This is a genomic window from Gilvimarinus xylanilyticus, from assembly GCF_024195295.1.
Lineage (GTDB): Bacteria > Pseudomonadota > Gammaproteobacteria > Pseudomonadales > Cellvibrionaceae > Gilvimarinus > Gilvimarinus xylanilyticus.
The window spans coordinates 1,197,092-1,215,709 of record NZ_JAMFTH010000001.1; the positions used below are offsets into that span (position 1 = coordinate 1,197,092).

The following is an 18,618-nucleotide window of genomic DNA, read 5'->3' on the forward strand; positions in this document are numbered from 1 at the left end:
ATAAAACTCACCTTAAGAACACTCGCGAACAACGGACTCGCATTATGGAACCGAGCGATCTACAGCTGATTGATCAAGTTTACGCCGTGACGACCCGCGAGGGCTCATTAAAGGATGCCGCGCACACATTTTTGGTTCAACAAAATGAATTGGCTGGCGCTATTGTTCACTATGATCCCCACAAGCATATTGTGAAAAAAATTGAACCCGTTGCCCGCAACCCTGATCACGAGCCTTTGATTCAAGGACTGCTTGAACTGTACATGACAGAGGCGGGCCCGCTCCAACACCCGTTAATAGAGGCGGGCTACGACAACATAGGGAAAGGCGAGCTAGTCATTTCAGACGATACTCTACCCTACCCGAGCTTTAAACAAACCGCCTATTTTCAAGCGGTACTCGCCCCCTTGGGAGTTCGCCGCACGATGGCCTGGGTAGCCTGGGGCAGTGAACAGTCTTGGCAGGTTTTTATCAGTTCGAGAGATTCTCTCGCCGGTGAATACGGCGAGAGCGAACTGGCCCGCGTAAAATTGTTTAAACGTCACTTTGCTCGAGCCATTTACACACTGGAATTACTGGGAAACGCCCATTGCAGTAAAAGGTTCTTTGAACAGGCGATTAACCAAGTCCCCCAAGCCATGGTGGCTGTCGATGAACAATTGAATGTTTTGTTCTGCAATCCGACCGCAGAAAATTTGCTGCGAAACTATTCAACGGTAAGCATCAAAAGCAACAAACTGAATTTCGGCTCGGACTCTAACGAAAAAGCAAAATTCAACCATTGGTGGAAACTACTGACTCAGACGGGGCTAACCGATAGCGCAAAGTTCAACCCCATTGATGGTAAAAAACTCTGGGAGATAGAGGCCAGCCGAATATCCACCACACCAAGGGCGGGAATTCCGCGCAGACACTGGCTGCTTACGTTAAAGCCTAATCCTTCCCGCGGAGAAAAGCCCATTTCTTATCTAATTAACCGCTACGGGCTGAGCGAGTCCGAGGCCAAAGTCTGCTTTGCGCTGTGCGATACTGGTGACGCCGTATCCATCGCCCAAAGTCTTGGCATAACACCCAATACCGCCAGAACCCACCTTAAACATATATTCAAGAAAACCGGTTATAAAAATCAGGTTCAGTTAGCGGTAAATATTACTGCAGAAACCTCCTAGTCTACTTTTTCTTAACATTAAGATAAAAATAATCCCACCTCTAACCCATTTGGGTAATGCCTAAAAGCGATAGATACCGAATACTAACACCAAATTCGTATTTCCGCTTTTGGGGACACATAGATCGGACGATCGGTTATTCAGATTTAGGCCCGAGTTCAGGCCCATCTTCCCCATCAGCCAGCACCAGCCGGTAATCTGCTCAAGGCTCAACCACGCAGATAGAGGACTGTTGCACCTCGAACGCAGGCGCTTGGGGGGAGCGCCGCGGCCTGAATAAAACTTTCGGGCATTTATCTCCCAAACCAGGTTCTCTGAACCATTAACTATTCATGTCTAACGTAAAAGGATCTACCCATGAAAAAGCTACTTATGACTGCTGTACTTCCTCTGGCTGCCGTAATCACCACTAACGCTTCAGCCGAAACCGACAAGTTAATGCTGTCTGGCAGCATTGATTATCAGTGCACACTGAACCTCGACAGCCAAGGCGCTGGCACCGTTAACCTGGTTACCGGCATCCAGAATCTCGGCACTTTTACTATTGCCTGTAACGATCCGGATGGTTTCGAGGTAGAAGTAGACTCGCTGAACGACGGCGAAATGAAAGATGGCGGCGGCCAGTACGCAGCCCCCTACAAAATGGAATTCTCACCCAACGGCACCGCGCCTACCACAGTACTGTTCAGTGGCGGTTACCTGTCACTTGATGCTTCTGACAGCGTGGTGGGTTTCGATGCTGATTATGCAGCATCGGGCGGCTCCACTTACAATATTGCATTTAAAATCGACCCCAACTTTAACAACGCTTTACCTGGTGGTGTAGCGATGTCTGACGAAATCGTATTTTCGATTGAGGGTTTGTAAGATCACTATCCCTAAACGCCTAACTTAAGGCGTTTAGGGGTTGCCTTGCACACAAGCCATTTGATAAAACTTTGAACGCGAGCTTACCTATGATTCAGCGACTTGGAAGTGTACATCTTTTTATCTGTTTACTTTTCGCTTTTGCCGCAAGCGAGAGCGAAAGCTACAGCGTTTCTCCACTGCGCACCGAGCTTCAACCTTTAGGAAGTGGCGCAGTTCAAAGGCTTACGATTACTAACACCGAAACGAAACCCATTACCTTATCTCTGAACCCAGAAAAAATAACCATTGATAGCGATGGTCGCGTGATTAAAACCCCCGCAAACAACGATATTCAAGTATTTCCGCCGCAGGTCATTCTTGAGGCGGGACAAAAACAAAGCATTCAAATACGATACACCGGCGACACCGACATTATCTCTTCACTCTATACTGTACACGTTAATCAAGTTCCGGTATTAGCGGCCAAAGGCAAAGCACAAATAAAAGTAGCGCTGGATTTTCATGTTGCCGTACTGGTTCAGCCCCACGGCGGAACGCCCAAATTTTCCGTAGAAGAAATCACTCAGGACACCAGCACCGGTCTATGGCGAATTAACATAGCCAACCGTGGCGATGCAGCGGGACGCTTTAACTGGGGCGAATGGATCGCACAAACAGATAAAGGGGAGTTGATTATCCCTGTGAATAATTTAGAAACCGGGGACAGCGGGTACTTATTGCCGGGTTCAAACCGGTGGGTGAGTGTCACCGAAAACACTCCCTCTCAATTCTCTGAACTCTACTCTCTTAGCTTCAACCCTACAAAATTTTTAGAAAATCGGTGATATGTTTTGCACAGTCGATACGGAAATCACTACCCGGTCTGTCTGTGCATGCTTTTGTTAACCTTGTTTAGCCTTAAAACACAAGCCGATCCTCAGACAAGTGCTGGCACGTCTGAGCCAGTATTCCTATTGACCGGCCCTCTTAGCCTTGATGAACGATATTTGGGGGACATTGATCTAAAAGTGACCGCATCCGGCCGTGGTCAGTTGGATTCACACCGTTTGCTACAACTTTTAGAACCGCTGATATCGTCTAAGCTTTACAACGCCTACTCTGCTTTAGCCGAAAAGGAGAAATTCAGGTCGTTTAGCGAGCTTTCCATCAACGGCGTACACGTTGCGTATGACCCCGCAAGCCTCGGTGCCCAAGTCACTTTACCGGTCACCTTACGGGGCAGCAATACACTTAGGTTGTCGGGTTTGAAAACGCCAAACCCGTGGTCTGCGAATCAACCTGCCAAGCTTGTCGGGGGGGTTAGGCTTTCCGGGCAAAGCACATGGCTGTACGGCAACCAGAGAACTCATCAAGTCGATACCGCCCGCGCCGACGCCTTCGTCACCCTCGGCGGCTTCAGCGGCGTAACCTTCGACGGCAGCGTAAACTACAACTCCAGCGCCCCCGAAAGCACGGAATTTGAAGGCTGGAAACTCACCAAAGACTTTTTCATTACAGCGCTGAGATTGCAGGCGGGCGAAATCCCAACCCTAGGAAGTGGTCTACAAGGCTCTACCGAAATAAAAGGCGTCGGTATTTTCAGGCAGTATCAGGCGATCCGGCCTTTTCAGAATGTACGCCCTACAGGTCGCCAAAGCCTTTTGCTCGAACAACCTTCCACCGTAGAAATTTATGTTAATGGCGATCTAATACAAACTCTTAATCTTCCTCCAGGCCCATACAACCTCGACGAATTTCCACTGGTAGATGGATTCAACAATGTTCAGTTCCGTGTGCTAGATCCCGCGGGCAATGAAGAAATTATCGACAAATCTGTGCTCTACTCACCGGCTATTTTGGGCAGTGGCATAACGGACTTTGGCGTGTGGATTGGAGAACCGATGCTCTCCAACGGCCTTGAAAATGATCTCGCCAGCACCGCGTACTGGCTGCGTGGTATTGGAGCCGCCACAGTGGGTGTCAATATGCAGGCAAGCAATACCGGGCATCAATTAGGGGGAACGACTGTCTTAGCCAATGAGAATGGGTTTATTTCGATAGATCTGGCCTGGGGGCAACACCGAGAAACGAGACGGAATGGGCTTTCAGCCGCCGTCAACGGCCATTTGATCCTATCGCTTCGCCAGCCCGATGATCTGCGTCTGAATCTGCGCGCCGAGCACTTTGACCGTTATACCTTCGACCCACTCAGAAGCTCTCCCCTATCCAGGCGCCGCTGGGAAAGTGCATTTAATGGTAGCTGGAAACTGGGCGAAACCACCTCCTTGTCATTCGGTGCTGCGGCTCAGCAAAGATACAACCAGGAATCCACCCAGTGGAGCGCCAATATTGGTATTACCCGACGAATCGGTGAGCTCAGCTTTAATATTTATACCAACCATGTTAAGCGTGCTGATGGAAGTGGCGAGACCTCGTTTCGCCTAAGTCTCACCATGCCCTTAGGCTACAACGCTCGCACCGCAAGTCGATACGACTCACGTAACGATCGCACAGAGCTTGAATTGAGCCGCTACCGACGCCAACAAATATCGGACTGGTCAGCGCGAGCCCGAGTGGGGTCCGAAACCCTGCAAAGCGATACCGACTTGGAAGCTGCATGGTACGGACAAAGGCTCTATACGCGAGCCAATCACTCCTCTGTGAATCCCTCTGGGTCCACCGATCATTCTGTCAACCGTACCTCACTGCAGGCCTCCACTACCGTGGGTTTTGCCGGTGATCAGTTTGGCTGGGGACAATCCAGCCCTTCGGGCTTCACCGTAGTGAATGTTCACCGCTCACTTAAGAACAGTGATTCCCAATTTGTACAAGCGGGAGAAATTATGTTCCGTGAAGACGGCTTGGGCCCCGCGTTGGTTCCCGCCCCCATTGGCTATACGCCATCAGATCAAGAAGTGGTGATTGAAGATCTTCCGGTAGGCTATGCGTTAACCGACACCTTACGCACCATCATGCCCGGCTATTTCAGCGGGTATCAATTTAGCATAGGCTCCGCCGCCCATAGATCCGTCATCGGCATTCTACTCACCCCAGATAAGGAACCCGCAGCTTTGCTACTGGGATACCTCATACCGCAAGAATTTGAGTCACCCAAAGTAGAGTTTTTCAGCTCCGTCAATGGCCAGTTTTTTGCTCAGGGCTTAGGTTCAGGCCGTTACGCTATAGAAATTGATGGCAAAGTTCGCGGCACAATAAACGTGCCCGATGATGAAGACATTTTGACAGATTTCGGAGAGGTGTTACTGAATGAATAAATCAAAGAGCATCACAATGGCAATATTTTGGCTTCCCTGGGCGGTCCAGGCCTGCGATTTGGACTTTAACCTTGAGCCCTCGCCGATCAATGTAAGCTATGAACCATTCTCGGCCGTGGGCGCGCTAGGAAAAACCACCTTCGAGCTGCGCAATACAGCTCAGGAAGACAAATTTATTCTGGATTTAAGAGCCATCGAAGCCCCCACCTTAGATGAGTACCAAATCCTCTTTGAAGCAAACACAAGCGACGCGCAACTGCGGCCAATCGATGACCAACGTTTTGAACTCCAGCTAGCGCCGGGCGAGAGCAAGAAAATTGACCTGAACGCTTTAGTATCTCACGCGAGCGTTCCGCCCGCCGGGGTTACCGAAATCACCTTTGAGCTTAGCGCCACCAGCGCAAATACCGGTATCGACTGTTGGGAACAACTCTATTTGCCGGTACACATTAACGCCCCTTCCCGTGCACAATTTAATATCGCCGGTGCAGACACCGCCTACTTTGACGGGCCCAACCTCTATCATCTGGACTTCGGCAAGTTAGTATCGGGTATGAATCGACGCGTATTTTTTCAGCTGCGGGCAAACGATAAAGTCACCATGACGTTAGAATCTGAAAACAACGGACGCATGGTACACCAGACCCAATCAAAATATGGCGTTGCCTACACGTTCAGCTTAGAAGGCCAAGAACTGGATTTAAGTTCGAAAACAACCATCCACTTAGAGACCGCGCCAACATTTAGAGGGATTTCTATGCCCGTGGATATTACAATTGGCTCCACCAACGGGATACCCAGCGGTGATTATGCGGATACTATCACCATTGACGTATCTGCGCTGTAATCCATGAAAACACAAAGAGAAGCCCCTCAAGAACTTAATTATAATCTTCAACATTTACCGATGATAAAGACTTTCTTTCAATCGAAGAGCGGTGGAGACGCCATTTCCGCATTCGCCCCTTAAGCCGGTCGCCAGCAAAATAGGCACAGGGCACCAAGAACAGGGTTACTACCGACGAAAACAATACACCGAATGACAGAGAAATAACCATAGGCTGAAGAAATTGGGCCTGCAAGCTGCGCTCGAACAGGATGGGCAACAAACCGATAAAGGTGGTTATTGAAGTGAGCACGATGGGGCGGAACCGGTCCACCCCGGCCTGCATAACCGCGTTAAAACAGGTTTCGCCACGCTGGCGCAAGGTGTTGATACGCTCTAACAACACCAGGTTGTCGTTGACCACCACGCCGGAGCAAGCCAGAAAGCCAAATCCAGAGAACAGACTAAAGTCGACGCCCATGATTAAATGTCCGATAACGGCGCCTACAAAACCAAAGGGTACGGCGAGCATTACAAGCAAGGGCTGAAACAGCGAGCGGAAGGCGATAGCAAACAGTGCCATGACTACCACAAATATTTTGAGAAAGTTCATCCCAAAATTATCGCCAAATTGCGCTTGCGAGCGCAGTGCTCCATCCAAAGACAAATCAAAGCCCAAGTAGGTTTTCTGCCACTTGGGCAGGTTGGCAGCCAACAGTTCTGAGGTGATGCGCCCCGCATCTACCCCCTCCTCCACTTCAGCGGTCAACGTGATATTGCGTTTTCGATCAACCCGGCGAATGGTACTGGTACCCGGCACTAACTGGATATCCGCGACCGCCGCAATGGGTAGTTCGCGCCCGTCGGGGGTTCGAATACGAATATGATCCAAAGTATCCAGCGTGCGCCGCTCGTCCGCTTCGTAACGCAGCATCACCCGCACGTCTTCTTTGGCGCGTGGAATACGCTGAATTTCGACACCGTAAAACCCCTGACGCACCTGGGAGGCCACATCGCTTAAGGTAATTCCCAGCGCCTCGGCATAGGGCTTTAGCTCAACCTCGACTTCGGTGCGTTCGGTGTCCAAGTTATTGCGCACATTAAAAACACCGGGATAGGCCGCTAGCGCCTCACTGACCTCCGCAATCGCCTGCTGCTGTTTATCGCGCCTGTTCTCCAGCATGCTCATATTGAGGGTGATATCCGGCCCGCCACCGGCCATGGTGGCGCTCAGGGAGTAATCCTTGGCTTCGGGCAATGGGCCGATAAGTTCGCGCAAGGTATCGGCGACATCCTGGGCGCCAATGGCTCGCTCCTCCTCCGGGGTCAGGCCAATAAATACGGTTGCCTGGGTGCCATTCAGGGTGCGGTTTACCTCGCGAATAAAGGGCTGGCCATTATTGCGCTCCAACAGCTGTTCGTCGGCGGCGGCTTTATCCACTTGCTCACGCACGTAATCGGCGACCTTTTGGGTCTGAGAAAAAGGCGCGCCTTCAGAAAAGCTGATGCGTATCTGCACCATCGGGTTGGGCACCTGAGGGAAAAAGCTCACGCTGACCCAGCCGGATATTACCACCGCTAAGGTAATGGCAAACGCAAAGAAAAACCCCAAAAAAGTACTGCCGCGACGCTCGAGCATAGCACCCAAAGTGGGCTGATAACGCGATTGCGCAAAACGCTCCATACCGTCGGAAAATTTATGTCGAACCCGACTCAGTAACTGAAACGCTTTAACTCGGCTGGGCTTTTCCGGGTGCATATGCGAAAGGTGTGAAGGCAATACCAGTAGTGATTCCAACAGCGAAAAGCTCAGGCATAAAAACACCACCCAAAAGATCGAGCGAGTAAACACCACAATGTCCGAGGGCACATCGATCATGGGCATAAAGAAAATAATGGTACTCAACACGGCCAAAAACACAGGCACCATAACCGTTCGGGTTCCGCCAAGAGCAGCGATTTTGCCACGCTCACCGCGTTGCTGATGCCGGTAAACACTTTCGCCTACAATAATCGCGTCGTCCACCACAATCCCCAGCACCATCAAAAAGGCGAACATGGAAAGCATGTTAATGGACACACCCAAATAGGGCAGCAGCCAAATAGACCCCGCAAAGGTGGTGGCAATACCCACAACTACCCAAAGGGCCAACAAAGGCCGCAGGAAGAGCATTAAAATCATAAACACCAACAGCAATCCGCTAATGGCGTTGTCGGTTAAAAGGTTAAAGCGGCTGTCGAATAAGTCCTTGGCTTCAAAATTAATTTTAAGCTCAACACCCGGTGGCAGCAGTTGATTAAACTCCTCAACATAAGCGCGGGCGTTCTCGGTACCTTCAAAAAGCAAGGGGTCGTCACTCATTTTAACTTCGAGATTAACGCCCGGCTTACCGTTCATAAAGAACTCAATGTTTTCCTCGCTAAAGCCATCGTTGATTTCGGCGATATCACCCAGTAACAACTGCCCGCCATCGCGCCCACTGCGCACTACTATATTGGCAAAATCCTGGTAGTCGTATGCCTGGGCGCGAGTTTGAATTTGCAGGTCACCGTCTTTGGTGCGAATGACCCCGGCGGGCACATTCACCGAACGCCCGCGAACCGCTTCGGCAAGCTCGTTAAAACTCAGGTTATAGCGACGCAGAGTCTGCTCGGAGACACCAATACTCACCTCATCGCTTTTCACGCCGTTAATTTGAACCTCAGACACCCCTTCAAGCAGCGACATTTCATCGCGAATTTGGTAAGCCCAATCTTTTAACTGACGTCTGTCGACATCCCCATACAAGGCGACCCACATTAAAGTTTCGCGGAAAATTAACTGGCTTACCACCGGCCTTTCGGCCGAGGGCGGAAAAGTATTAATGGCGTCGATTCGGCCTTTAATATCGTTGAGCAGTTCGCGCAGGTCGTGGCCTTCAATAACCTGCACATTCACTTGGCCCACACCCTCGCGCGATTGCGAGGTAATTTGGTAAATGCCCGGAAGATCGGCGATAGCCTCTTCAATGCGAACCACTATTTGCTGCTCTACTTCGGCAGGAGCCGCGCCGGGGTAAGGCATGCTGATGTTAATCATGTTCCCCTCGTAACGGGGAAAGGCTTCTTTTTCAACCGATGAATAGCTAAAAAAACCGCCCAGCAACATGGCCAGCATCAACAAATTGGCGGCGATGGGATTGTCCACGAACCATTTGATTAAACCATGCATGATTTATTCTCCCACCGAGTTCGCGGCCACATCCACCTTGACATCGCTGTCTGTAACAGGTGGTGGCTGGACCGCGTTAACGGGATGGGGGTCAACCGCCACACCTATCGGGGTCAAACTCTGCTTTTCCAGGCTGACTAAAGTATCGGCTGCCAGGTCGCTGCGCACCCAAATCTGTTCGGCGTTTTTATGCAATACAGAAACAGAAGATTCGACAATGGCATTGTCGTCATCAAGGGTGAGCAACTTATCGCGCTTATACAAAGCCCGGCGCGGTAGCACACTAACGCCCTCTAGCGAGCGCCCATCGATGCGCGCTTCAACGAAAAGACCCGGCAGCAGCGGAACGGGTTGCGCGAAAGGTTCAGCCACCTCGACTACCGCGTTATACATACGGGTATCGGCATCGACAAACGCCTGGGTGCGCACTAGATGACCGGCCCACTGATGGGTCTGTCCGGCCACGGTACCGGTGATGGTTACCGCAGGTTTACTCGCTTCGGTGTGGGGCGTAGCAAAGGGTAAATCAATCAGCGCCGCTTGCTGTTCGGTAAGCGGCAAACGTACCTCGACGATGGCGGAATCGTACACGCTCGCAAGCGCAGTACCGGCGCTCACATATTGCCCCACATCAACCAAAGTCTCTTTGACCCTGCCGGCATAGGGCACCTGAATGTGAGTGCGCTCAAGGTTCAGCTGGGCGACTTTTAGGTCTGCTTGAGCCGATGCGAGACGGGCTTTGGCTGCCGCCAGCTGGGGTTTGCGCATAAACAAATCATTGGCGCTTTTATCACCTAAGTCGCGCCACTCGCGCTGGGCCTGCCGTCCTAAACCCTGTTCTTCGGCCACCGCCTGCTGAGCTTCGGCCACCCGGGCCTGAGCCTGTAACAGAGCCGCCTGATAATCCGCATCGTCAATGCGCATTAGCTCTTCACCGGAGGCAAAAAAGCCCCCATCTACAAACCCCGAGCCCACTGCGGTTACCTCACCCGAGACCTGCGCAATTACGGTGATTTCGCGTTTGGGTGTCACCGTCCCCGACACGGTCACCGCCAAGGCTGTGGGCTGGGGTTGCAAAGGCGCCACGTCAACTTGCACCAATGCCGGATCGCCTGGCGGGGGTTGAGGCACGGGCTTGGGTTTTGCGACGACCAACACGGCAACAGTGATAATACCCACCAGGCATATTCCCAGCGGTAGAATAAACTTCTTCATTGTGCGCTCCTGCAAAGCGAATCTACGGTTGTTATTGTGACGCCATACTACCGAATTCAGATGCACAACGCTCAAACAAACAATGCTGAGAGATCAGCAATTATAGAAACTTGCCCTAAAGATCAGATATATACGATGTTTAACGACTCTAATCCACGGGGCGGCCCAAGTGTTTGAGGGCCACCAACCGCAAGATATACCCCAGCTTGAAAATGGCGGGAAAAATAATCAGCGCAATATGCGATATTAATACACCGCCTAAAGAGAGAGACTCGGCGATAACATACGCCGAGTAAAGTGCCGCAGTGCTTAACAGTGCGCATACCGCCATGATGATGTGCGCTGCATTTAAAAGCGTTTGCCCATTCATTGACTCCACCTCGGTGCCGACTTGCCCATCAAACTAAGATGCATTAATCATGCATCTTTTATATAATGTATAATAGATACATCTTTTGGGAAAATCAAAATGAAAATTCTACTGGCCGCGCCGTTTCGACTATTTTTTACCGCATGCTCCGCCTATGCGGTGATAATGCTGATTGGCTGGACTGGTTTTTTATTTACCGGCTGGCCTCTGGCAGATGGCATGGATCCATTTAAATGGCACAGCCACGAAATGCTGTTCGGCTTTGGCGGTGCCGCGATTGCGGGCTTTTTGCTCACCGCCGTTGCCAATTGGACCCAGACCAAAGCTCTGTCAGGCGCGCCATTGCTCGCTCTGTTCACTTTATGGGTGCTGGGCCGGGTGGGGTTTTGGGGATCGGCCTATATTCCTGCGCCCGGGCGGGCACTATTGGATCTTGGGTTTTGGTTGGCGCTTTTAAGCTACGTCACTTACTTACTCTTCGTGCAGAGAAGCACTCGCAACCTTCCCGTTGCCGGCATCATTGCACTACTGACTTTAGCCAACACGTTTATGCACTGGGGGTTTATTAGTGGACAAATCCGTGTATTAACTGCGGGGCAACAATGGGGATTGGGGCTCCTTGCGTTATTAATCGCTATGATTGGTGGCCGCATTATCCCCCTGTTTAGTCGCAACTGGCTGCAACAACGCGGTGCCAACCCCAATCTGGTCACCCAATACGCGCTACTGGATAAAACAGCGCTGATCACCCTGTTAATTTGGGCAGTGTCCCTACCTCTGGCATCCGGGCCGCTTTCCGGCCTGCTCGCTCTCATCGCCGCATTGCTACACAGCGCGCGCTTGCTTTTTTGGCGTGGCTGGCGAATGCGCGCCCAACCCTTGCTATGGATTTTGCATTTAGGTTACGGATGGCTAGTCGTCAGTTTATGGTTACAGGCTTTGTCTCGCTGGTTTTTGCTGCCCCCTACTGTGTGGCAGCACACCCTAGCGGTGGGCGGGCTGGGCACGATGATTCTCGCGGTGATGACACGAGTAGCCATGGGCCACACCGGGCGTCCGCTAGCGCTGGTTAAAGGCGGCTTGTTCATTTATGGGTTTATCACGCTCGCGGCCTTTACTCGGCTACTAACCGCTGTCGGAGTTCTGGCTTTTACGCCGGGGATTATGTCATCCGCAGTCTTTTGGATACTGGCTTATGGTTTGTTCGTGATACTCTACGTGCCCGTGCTTTGCGCGCCGCGCGCCGATGGCCGCGCCGGTTAATTTGAGGACTAACGTGAGACTGACCCGCTACACCGATTACGCCTTACGCGTCTTAATGTACTTGGCGGTAACAGACGAGCGCTGCACCATTGCCGACATTGCCGATCGATACCAGATTTCTAAAAATCACTTAATGAAGGTAGTGCAACAGCTTAATCAGCAAGGCTATGTCAGTGCCACCCGGGGCAAAAGCGGCGGCTTAAAACTGGGGCGAGACAGCGCGCAGATTAACTTGGGCGAGTTAATACGCCATACCGAAGCCGATTTTTCCATGGTAGAGTGCTTCGACCCGGCCAGTGACCACTGTCGTTTAACCCAGGCGTGCCGTTTGAAAGGTATTATTGACGAAGCCCTTCAGGCGTTTTTATCCGTTTTTGACCAATACACGCTGGCCGATTTAATCGGCAATAATAAACAACACACCCAACTTGTGAGACTGCTGAACCTATGAGCTATATGGCCCTAAAACACTCCCACCTGTTATTCGTCGCCTTATCGGTAGGCTTTTTTCTTATTCGCTTTATAGGCCGCGAAGCCGGCGCAAATTTCGTGAGAGGCAAGTTTTGCAAAATCGCCCCTCATGTTATTGATACCTTGTTGCTGGCTACCGGGGTCGGCTTGGTTGTGGTAGTGGGCTATCCCTTGTGGCCCGTCAATTGGTTAACGGTCAAACTGGCACTGGTGGTTAGTTATATTCTGCTCGGTGTTATCGCCCTTAAATCGACCCGGAAAACCCCAAGCCGTGTGGCCGCCGCCCTGGCCATTGCCTGCATATTGGCCATTGGCCATTTGGCAGTCAGTAAAGCGTTTTAAGGTCTGTCGCCACTGTCAATGCAGCTCTAAATAGCTTTTCAACATTCCGGGAAGCTGGCACTTTAGGCGAAATACTGCTTAAAGGCGGCGCCCAGAGCGCGGGTCGCGGGGCCCGCCAAATCGGGTTCGGCGTAAACCAAATACACCGCCACCTTGCGCTCGACTCCCTGGACCATAGGCAGGCGCTTGAGCGCGCCGCTTTGCAAATGCTCGTCAATGTAGCCCGAGGGCAGCCAGGCATAACCCAACCCGCGCCGCACGGCCGTTAGCGAGGTGGTAATGTGGGCCAGCGTCCAGCGTTGATCCGCCTCTTGCCAGCCTGCGGTATAGCGGCGGTGAATACCCGAATCGCGCACCACCAATTGGCGGTGATGGCGCAAATCCTCTTGAGTAATCGACCGCCCCAAGTGGTGCAGAGGGTGTTCGGGCGCGGCTACGCCAATCAGCGAAATATCCGTTAAGTGATCGCCCATAAACCCGGCGGGCATACGCCCGGTAATCGCCAAGTCCACCTGTTTCTGCACCAGTGCATCTTCAGTGCCGCTTAACACCGACTCCAGCACATCCACACGGGTAGCGGGAAACCCTTCGGCAAACTCCGCCAGACAATCGAGTACCTGGGTGCCGGGAATCAATAAATCCGCCGCCAAGCTGACCACCGGCTCTATTTTTTGGCTCATTCGGGCGGCGGCACTTTCCAAGGCCTCGGCCTCATCCAGTAGATGCTTGGCGCGGCGGTACAAGCTCTCACCGGCAGCGGTGGGGTTGGCGCGACGCCCCTCGATTTTAAAGACCGCCACATTCAGGGCCTGCTCAAGCTGACTAATAGCGTAAGAGACGGTCGATTGGCTCTTACACAGAGTTTCCGCCGCCCGGGCGTAGCCCCCCTGCTCTATAACCGCAATCAAAGCTCGCCACTGATCCAATGTGACTTTGACGTCTTTGCTCATTGTTGTCCACCCAGAGTTCGAAATATTCGATCAATCTACCGTAAAAACTTGTATTTATCATCTATTTCTCAAGGGTTTTAATAACACCATCGAATTCAGCAATGGGAGAAACTAATGAAAACTCTGTTACAGATTAAAAGCAGTTTGAACGGTGACGACGGACAATCAAGCTACCTGAGCAATCAATTTGTCCAACGCTGGAAAGCGCAACACCCAGACGGGCAGGTTGTGGTGCGGGATTTGGCCGCAAACCCGGTGCCTCACCTGGACGGCGAGCGCTTTAACGCTTTTTTAACGCCTGCTGACAAGCGCAGCGCGCAAGAGCAGAAAATCGTCGACTACTCGGATGAGCTGATTGCCGAAATCAAATCGGCGGACGTTATCGCTCTGGGCTTACCCATGTACAACTTTGGGATTCCGTCCACTCTTAAAGCCTATTTTGACCACATCGCCCGCTCGGGAGTCACCTTCCGCTACACCGCCGAAGGTCCAGAGGGGCTGCTGCCCAATATTCCAGTCTATATTTTGGCTGCGCGCGGCGGTATCTACCAGGGGACTCAGGCCGACTCGCAAACCGGTTATATGCAAACATTTTTGGCCTTTTTGGGACTGAAAAATACCCAGTTTATTTACGCCGAAGGCTTAGCCATGGGTGAAGAAGGCAAAGACAGTGCTCTTAATCAGGCTGTTGCAACCATCAAAGACTCGGTAGCCGCATAGAACAGCGGTCAAACAGGAGGCACATTCAAATGAGCCGACAACTAAGACAAGTGATACCCGCCGTTGCCACCAGCGACGGCGCCGGGGTGAAAATTAAGCGCAGCCTGGGGCAGTCTCAGGTCGCACGCCTGGACCCGATTTTAATGCTGGACGAGTTCAACTCGGACGACGCCGCGGATTATTTGGCGGGCTTCCCCTCCCATCCGCATCGCGGTTTCGAGACCGTCACTTACATGCTCGACGGCCATATGCTGCACGAGGACCATATGGGCAACAAAGGCGACTTGCGCGCCGGCGATGTGCAGTGGATGACGGCCGGTCGGGGCATTATTCACTCGGAAATGCCCCAGCAACTTGAAGGCCGTATGCGCGGCTTTCAACTTTGGCTTAATCTGCCGGCGGCGGAGAAAATGAAACCGGCAAATTACCGGGACATCCCCGCAGCTCAGATACCGACAGTGGCGCTCGATAATGATGTCAGCATCAAGGTGATTGTTGGCCCTTTAACACACAACGGAGAAACCACCGACGGGGCCATTAGCGGCGTATCGACTCAGCCTATTTATTGGGATGTCTCTCTCCCCGCTAACACCAGCACAACATTGTCAGTGCCCGAGCATCATCAGCTGTTCGTTTACTCGTACGAGGGAGAAATTGCCCTGGGGGACGATCAACGCCCACTGGACACCAGCCAAGCTGGAATTTTAACCTCAGGCGATACTCTGACACTGAAAAGCAAAGCTCAACCAGCACGCGTGCTGGTTATCGGTGGCAAAGCCATTGGCGAGCCGATTGCGCAATATGGACCGTTTGTGATGAACACCAGTGAGGAAATCGAACAGGCCATTAACGATTATCGCAGTGGCCAACTAGCAGGATAAAAAAATGGGGCCCTGATGGGCCCCATTATTGTTACGAGAGCGGATCCATTACTGAGCCGCAGGGGGTAAATTACCCTCTTCCATATTCTTGGCCATAAAAGCGGAAATTTTATCCCAGTTGTCACTAACCACTTCCACGTCTTCGGGCTTGGCATCTACCTCCCCTGCCATTTCCCGCATCATTTGTTGCTGCTCTTCGGGCATTTTAGCCATCAGCATTTCCCGCATCTGGTAGGCAATCGCCTGGCCGACCCGTGAGCTGACTCGCACGTACTCCCCGGCGCTATCCCAATCGTTGTCCTCTAACACCTTATAAATTTTATCGTATACGCCTTGCTCTTTGAGAACCTCATCTAGCACGTCGTCCTGTTTTTCCAAGCTCATGGCCATAAACTCTTCTTCAGAATACTTTTGCGCCAGCGCCGAGTTTTCCCCTATGGCCTGAAAAACATCTTGCATGGGGATAAACGCCTGGGTGGTTTCCAGCCAGCTGTCGATGGTATCGCTGTCGATTGTTTCCTCGGCCTGCGCCAAAGACACGCCAAAGGTTAACGCCAGCAGTAACACACAGCGGCTAAAAAAAGACTTTGATTTAACGTCGATCATAGTTTTACTCCATTTACGGCCTAAGCCTGTGTTCACGCCAAGCGCAATGTGACAGCGGCCACCATTGCCCACACGACGTAGTAAAGATAAATCACCAAAGGCGTCAACAGGCCCAGCGAAAGCCCGGCAACCCCATACCCTGTGGTGTAAGGATAAATGACGAATAATTGCACCAAGGCAGGGATCAACCCCAACACCCAGGCCTTAAAAAACCAGCGGCTACCGAAAACCGGCAACAACAGCAAAAACCCCCATAGCCCCCCCCATACTAAACGCGGGTAGAGCCAGGCAGCCGATAATGCCGGTGCTATGCGAACATTCAGCGCGTCGGTCAAGCCGTATCGCCCCGCCAGCCACAACGCCAACGCAGCAATCAGTGCACCTAAACTACCCGCACCATAGACCAACAACCATTTTCTCACGCTCAGCCCTCATATTATCGGGCAATAACACAAGTTTACCCGCAGCCTGTTACAATCAGGCCACAGCATATCCGCCCTTTACGGTAAGTTAAAGCCTCATGTTTTCATTTTTCGAACGATTGCTCAAACCCTTTCCCGAAGAACCTGTGCAGCAACCGCCGCGCGGCTTATTCGCCTTTTGTTGGCATTACACCCGAGGCGCCAAGCGTTACTTGCTGTTAATGGCCGCCTTGTCGGCCTGCATTGCCATCATTGAAGTTTTCCTGTTTGGCACTCTGGGCAATTTAGTGGACTGGTTAAACCACACCAACCCGGCAGACTTATGGCGCGATTACGGCACCCAGCTCACCCTGGTGGGATTAACCCTACTGATTGGGCTGCCGCTGGTTATTTTCTTTCACGCTAGCCTTATCCACCAAACCATGCTGGGCAACTTCCCCATGGCAATTCGCTGGAAGGCACACCGCTATTTAATTCAGCAAAGTGTGCACTTTTTTCAGGATGAATTTTCCGGGCGCCTGGCCACACGTTTAATGCAAACCTCGCTGGCGGTGCGCGAAACCGTGATGAAGCTCTTAGATGTAGCGGTTTATATCGGGGTTTATTTCGGCAGCATGATTTTTTTAATGGCCGCTCTGGACTGGCGCCTGGCCCTGCCCATGATTGCCTGGGTGATCGGGTATATCGGTCTATTAGCTTACTTTCTGCCACGCCTAAAACGCATCTCTAGCCGCCAGGCCGATGCCCGCGCGGAGATGACCGGGCGCATTGTCGATACCTACACCAACATCCATACGGTCAAACTTTTCTCTCACGCCGGGCGCGAGTCCAGCTACGCACGCCGAGGAATGGACAAGTTTTTACAAACTGTGCATCCGCAAATGCGAATGGTCACGGTGCTTAGCACCTGCGTCTGGACGCTTAACTCGCTGCTGATCTTCTCGCTGGGTGCACTGGGCATAATGCTGTGGAGCCAGGCGGCTATTAGCACCGGTGCCATTGCCACAGCGCTCGCCCTGGTGCTGCGTATTAACGGTATGTCGCAGTGGATTATGTGGGAAATTTCGGCGCTGTTCGAAAATATCGGCACGGTACAGGACGGCGCCAACACTCTGTCTAAACCTTTGCAGGTGACCGACCGCGAAAACGCCCAAGAACTAACCGTAACCTCAGGCCAGATCGATTTTACCAATGTCAGTTTTCATTACGACAACCAGACCCAGGTAATGGACAGTTTTAACTTGTCTATTAAACCGGGGGAAAAAATCGGTTTGGTCGGCCGCTCCGGTGCGGGTAAGTCAACCCTGGTAAATTTGCTGCTGCGTTTTTACGATTTGCAGAGCGGGGAGCTCAGCATTGATGGCCAAGCGATTAATCAAGTCAGTCAAAAGAGCCTGCGCCAGCACATTGGCATGGTGACCCAAGACACCTCCCTACTGCATCGCTCGATTCGCGACAATTTACTCTATGGCCGGCCCGACGCCAGCGAAGAAGAAATGATCCGCGCGGCGCAAAAAGCCCAGGCACACGACTTTATTCTTGCGCTTGAGGACTCCCAGGGACGCAAGGGATACGACGCCCATGTGGGCGAGCGCGGGGTAAAGCTCTCCGGTGGGCAGCGCCAGCGAATCGCGATCGCCCGGGTGCTGCTTAAAGACGCGCCTATTCTAATTCTGGATGAGGCCACCTCGGCACTGGACTCTGAAGTAGAGTCGATCATCCAGAATAACCTGACCACTTTAATGGGCGACAAGACCGTGATCGCGATTGCACACCGTCTATCCACTATTGCCGCTCTGGACCGTTTGATTGTTCTGGATAAAGGAAAAATTGCCGAACAGGGAACCCACGCCGAGCTATTGGCGCAAAACGGACTTTACGCGCAGCTTTGGGCACACCAATCCGGGGGCTTTTTGGGGGAAGACTAAGGCGGTTGAAAGCGGGCCTAATCGAGGCGTAGTCGGGCGAAAACCCTGGATACTCAAGGGCTCGGCGGCGCGTCCCTGCGCCGCATCATCATTCCCCAAGCCTAAAAATTCGATCGCACA

General features: G+C 52.1%; 17 protein-coding genes. 11 read left to right on the forward strand and 6 right to left on the reverse strand.

All coding sequences use genetic code 11. The features are described 5' to 3' along the window. The first annotated feature begins 44 nt into the window (after positions 1-44). The 5 genes from M6D89_RS05070 (at position 45) to M6D89_RS05090 (ending at position 6,140) form a co-directional block, all read left to right on the forward strand. Entirely contained in the window at positions 45-1,169 is a 1,125-nt protein-coding gene (locus M6D89_RS05070; protein ID WP_253966937.1) for a helix-turn-helix transcriptional regulator, read from the forward strand. Between the two features lie 357 nt (positions 1,170-1,526). Then, positions 1,527-2,036 carry a hypothetical protein gene (locus tag M6D89_RS05075; protein WP_253966938.1) on the forward strand — a complete coding sequence of 170 codons (510 nt, stop codon included), beginning with the start codon at positions 1,527-1,529 and terminating at the stop codon, positions 2,034-2,036. Between the two features lie 89 nt (positions 2,037-2,125). Next, positions 2,126-2,863: a fimbria/pilus periplasmic chaperone gene (locus M6D89_RS05080; RefSeq protein ID WP_253966939.1), complete on the forward strand. Its 738-nt coding sequence runs from the start codon at positions 2,126-2,128 to the stop codon at positions 2,861-2,863. A gap of 48 nt (positions 2,864-2,911) precedes the next feature. Continuing rightward, on the forward strand, positions 2,912-5,293 hold the full coding sequence (locus tag M6D89_RS05085) for a fimbria/pilus outer membrane usher protein (RefSeq protein WP_253966940.1): 2,382 nt from the start codon (positions 2,912-2,914) through the stop codon (positions 5,291-5,293). Beyond that, positions 5,286-6,140: a hypothetical protein gene (locus M6D89_RS05090; protein WP_253966941.1), complete on the forward strand. Its 855-nt coding sequence runs from the start codon at positions 5,286-5,288 to the stop codon at positions 6,138-6,140. The genes M6D89_RS05085 and M6D89_RS05090 overlap by 8 nt, the downstream gene beginning before the upstream one ends. Positions 6,141-6,174: 34 nt before the next feature. Here the strand turns inward: M6D89_RS05090 and M6D89_RS05095 are convergent, their stop codons facing one another. The 3 genes from M6D89_RS05095 to M6D89_RS05105 form a co-directional block, all read right to left on the reverse strand. Then, positions 6,175-9,330: an efflux RND transporter permease subunit gene (locus M6D89_RS05095; RefSeq protein WP_253966942.1), complete on the reverse strand. Its 3,156-nt coding sequence runs from the start codon at positions 9,328-9,330 to the stop codon at positions 6,175-6,177. Between the two features lie 3 nt (positions 9,331-9,333). Then, positions 9,334-10,545, reverse strand: coding sequence for an efflux RND transporter periplasmic adaptor subunit (locus M6D89_RS05100; protein WP_253966943.1), 1,212 nt, complete (start codon positions 10,543-10,545; stop codon positions 9,334-9,336). A 148-nt stretch (positions 10,546-10,693) separates the two neighbouring features. Then, positions 10,694-10,915, reverse strand: a complete 222-nt coding sequence (locus tag M6D89_RS05105; protein WP_253966944.1) for a hypothetical protein — start codon at positions 10,913-10,915, stop codon at positions 10,694-10,696. Between the two features lie 99 nt (positions 10,916-11,014). Here M6D89_RS05105 and M6D89_RS05110 point away from each other — a divergent pair, with 99 nt between their 5' ends. The 3 genes from M6D89_RS05110 to M6D89_RS05120 are packed head-to-tail and all read left to right on the forward strand — an operon-like array spanning position 11,015 to position 12,991. Beyond that, complete coding sequence (locus tag M6D89_RS05110; protein ID WP_253966945.1) at positions 11,015-12,178, forward strand: NnrS family protein; 1,164 nt, start codon at positions 11,015-11,017, stop codon at positions 12,176-12,178. Positions 12,179-12,191: 13 nt separating this feature from the next. Next, positions 12,192-12,629: an RrF2 family transcriptional regulator gene (locus tag M6D89_RS05115; protein WP_253966946.1), complete on the forward strand. Its 438-nt coding sequence runs from the start codon at positions 12,192-12,194 to the stop codon at positions 12,627-12,629. Positions 12,630-12,634: 5 nt separating this feature from the next. Next, entirely contained in the window at positions 12,635-12,991 is a 357-nt protein-coding gene (locus M6D89_RS05120; protein WP_253967703.1) for a SirB2 family protein, read from the forward strand. A gap of 62 nt (positions 12,992-13,053) precedes the next feature. Here the strand turns inward: M6D89_RS05120 and M6D89_RS05125 are convergent, their stop codons facing one another. After that, positions 13,054-13,941 (reverse strand): LysR family transcriptional regulator, encoded by an 888-nt coding sequence (locus M6D89_RS05125; RefSeq protein WP_253966947.1) that lies wholly within the window; start codon positions 13,939-13,941, stop codon positions 13,054-13,056. Positions 13,942-14,055: 114 nt separating this feature from the next. Between M6D89_RS05125 and M6D89_RS05130 the strand changes: the two genes are divergently transcribed. Together M6D89_RS05130 and M6D89_RS05135 are read left to right on the forward strand one after the other, a co-directional pair. Further along, positions 14,056-14,661 carry an FMN-dependent NADH-azoreductase gene (locus M6D89_RS05130; RefSeq protein ID WP_253966948.1) on the forward strand — a complete coding sequence of 202 codons (606 nt, stop codon included), beginning with the start codon at positions 14,056-14,058 and terminating at the stop codon, positions 14,659-14,661. A 29-nt stretch (positions 14,662-14,690) separates the two neighbouring features. Beyond that, on the forward strand, positions 14,691-15,542 hold the full coding sequence (locus M6D89_RS05135; RefSeq protein WP_253966949.1) for a pirin family protein: 852 nt from the start codon (positions 14,691-14,693) through the stop codon (positions 15,540-15,542). 48 nt (positions 15,543-15,590) lie between these two features. Here the strand turns inward: M6D89_RS05135 and M6D89_RS05140 are convergent, their stop codons facing one another. Beyond that, positions 15,591-16,148: a hypothetical protein gene (locus tag M6D89_RS05140; protein ID WP_253966950.1), complete on the reverse strand. Its 558-nt coding sequence runs from the start codon at positions 16,146-16,148 to the stop codon at positions 15,591-15,593. A gap of 32 nt (positions 16,149-16,180) precedes the next feature. Beyond that, on the reverse strand, positions 16,181-16,570 hold the full coding sequence (locus M6D89_RS05145; protein WP_253966951.1) for a hypothetical protein: 390 nt from the start codon (positions 16,568-16,570) through the stop codon (positions 16,181-16,183). A gap of 98 nt (positions 16,571-16,668) precedes the next feature. Between M6D89_RS05145 and M6D89_RS05150 the strand changes: the two genes are divergently transcribed. Further along, the gene (locus M6D89_RS05150; RefSeq protein WP_253966952.1) at positions 16,669-18,498 is read left to right on the forward strand and encodes an ABC transporter ATP-binding protein; all 1,830 of its coding nucleotides are present in this window, start codon (positions 16,669-16,671) and stop codon (positions 18,496-18,498) included. Positions 18,499-18,618: the final 120 nt, after the last annotated feature.

Bases quoted from the DNA above. Each gene is read 5' to 3' on its own strand.
- M6D89_RS05075 (WP_253966938.1), top strand. From the start codon at position 1,527: ATGAAAAAGCTACTTATGACTGCTGTACTTCCTCTGGCTGCCGTAATC.
- M6D89_RS05070 (WP_253966937.1), top strand. From the start codon at position 45: ATGGAACCGAGCGATCTACAGCTGATTGATCAAGTTTACGCCGTGACG.
- M6D89_RS05100 (WP_253966943.1), bottom strand. From the start codon at position 10,545: ATGAAGAAGTTTATTCTACCGCTGGGAATATGCCTGGTGGGTATTATC.
- M6D89_RS05130 (WP_253966948.1), top strand. From the start codon at position 14,056: ATGAAAACTCTGTTACAGATTAAAAGCAGTTTGAACGGTGACGACGGA.
- M6D89_RS05095 (WP_253966942.1), bottom strand. From the start codon at position 9,330: ATGCATGGTTTAATCAAATGGTTCGTGGACAATCCCATCGCCGCCAAT.
- M6D89_RS05110 (WP_253966945.1), top strand. From the start codon at position 11,015: ATGAAAATTCTACTGGCCGCGCCGTTTCGACTATTTTTTACCGCATGC.
- M6D89_RS05080 (WP_253966939.1), top strand. From the start codon at position 2,126: ATGATTCAGCGACTTGGAAGTGTACATCTTTTTATCTGTTTACTTTTC.
- M6D89_RS05085 (WP_253966940.1), top strand. From the start codon at position 2,912: ATGCTTTTGTTAACCTTGTTTAGCCTTAAAACACAAGCCGATCCTCAG.
- M6D89_RS05105 (WP_253966944.1), bottom strand. From the start codon at position 10,915: ATGAATGGGCAAACGCTTTTAAATGCAGCGCACATCATCATGGCGGTA.
- M6D89_RS05135 (WP_253966949.1), top strand. From the start codon at position 14,691: ATGAGCCGACAACTAAGACAAGTGATACCCGCCGTTGCCACCAGCGAC.
- M6D89_RS05125 (WP_253966947.1), bottom strand. From the start codon at position 13,941: ATGAGCAAAGACGTCAAAGTCACATTGGATCAGTGGCGAGCTTTGATT.
- M6D89_RS05090 (WP_253966941.1), top strand. From the start codon at position 5,286: ATGAATAAATCAAAGAGCATCACAATGGCAATATTTTGGCTTCCCTGG.
- M6D89_RS05120 (WP_253967703.1), top strand. From the start codon at position 12,635: ATGGCCCTAAAACACTCCCACCTGTTATTCGTCGCCTTATCGGTAGGC.
- M6D89_RS05150 (WP_253966952.1), top strand. From the start codon at position 16,669: ATGTTTTCATTTTTCGAACGATTGCTCAAACCCTTTCCCGAAGAACCT.
- M6D89_RS05140 (WP_253966950.1), bottom strand. From the start codon at position 16,148: ATGATCGACGTTAAATCAAAGTCTTTTTTTAGCCGCTGTGTGTTACTG.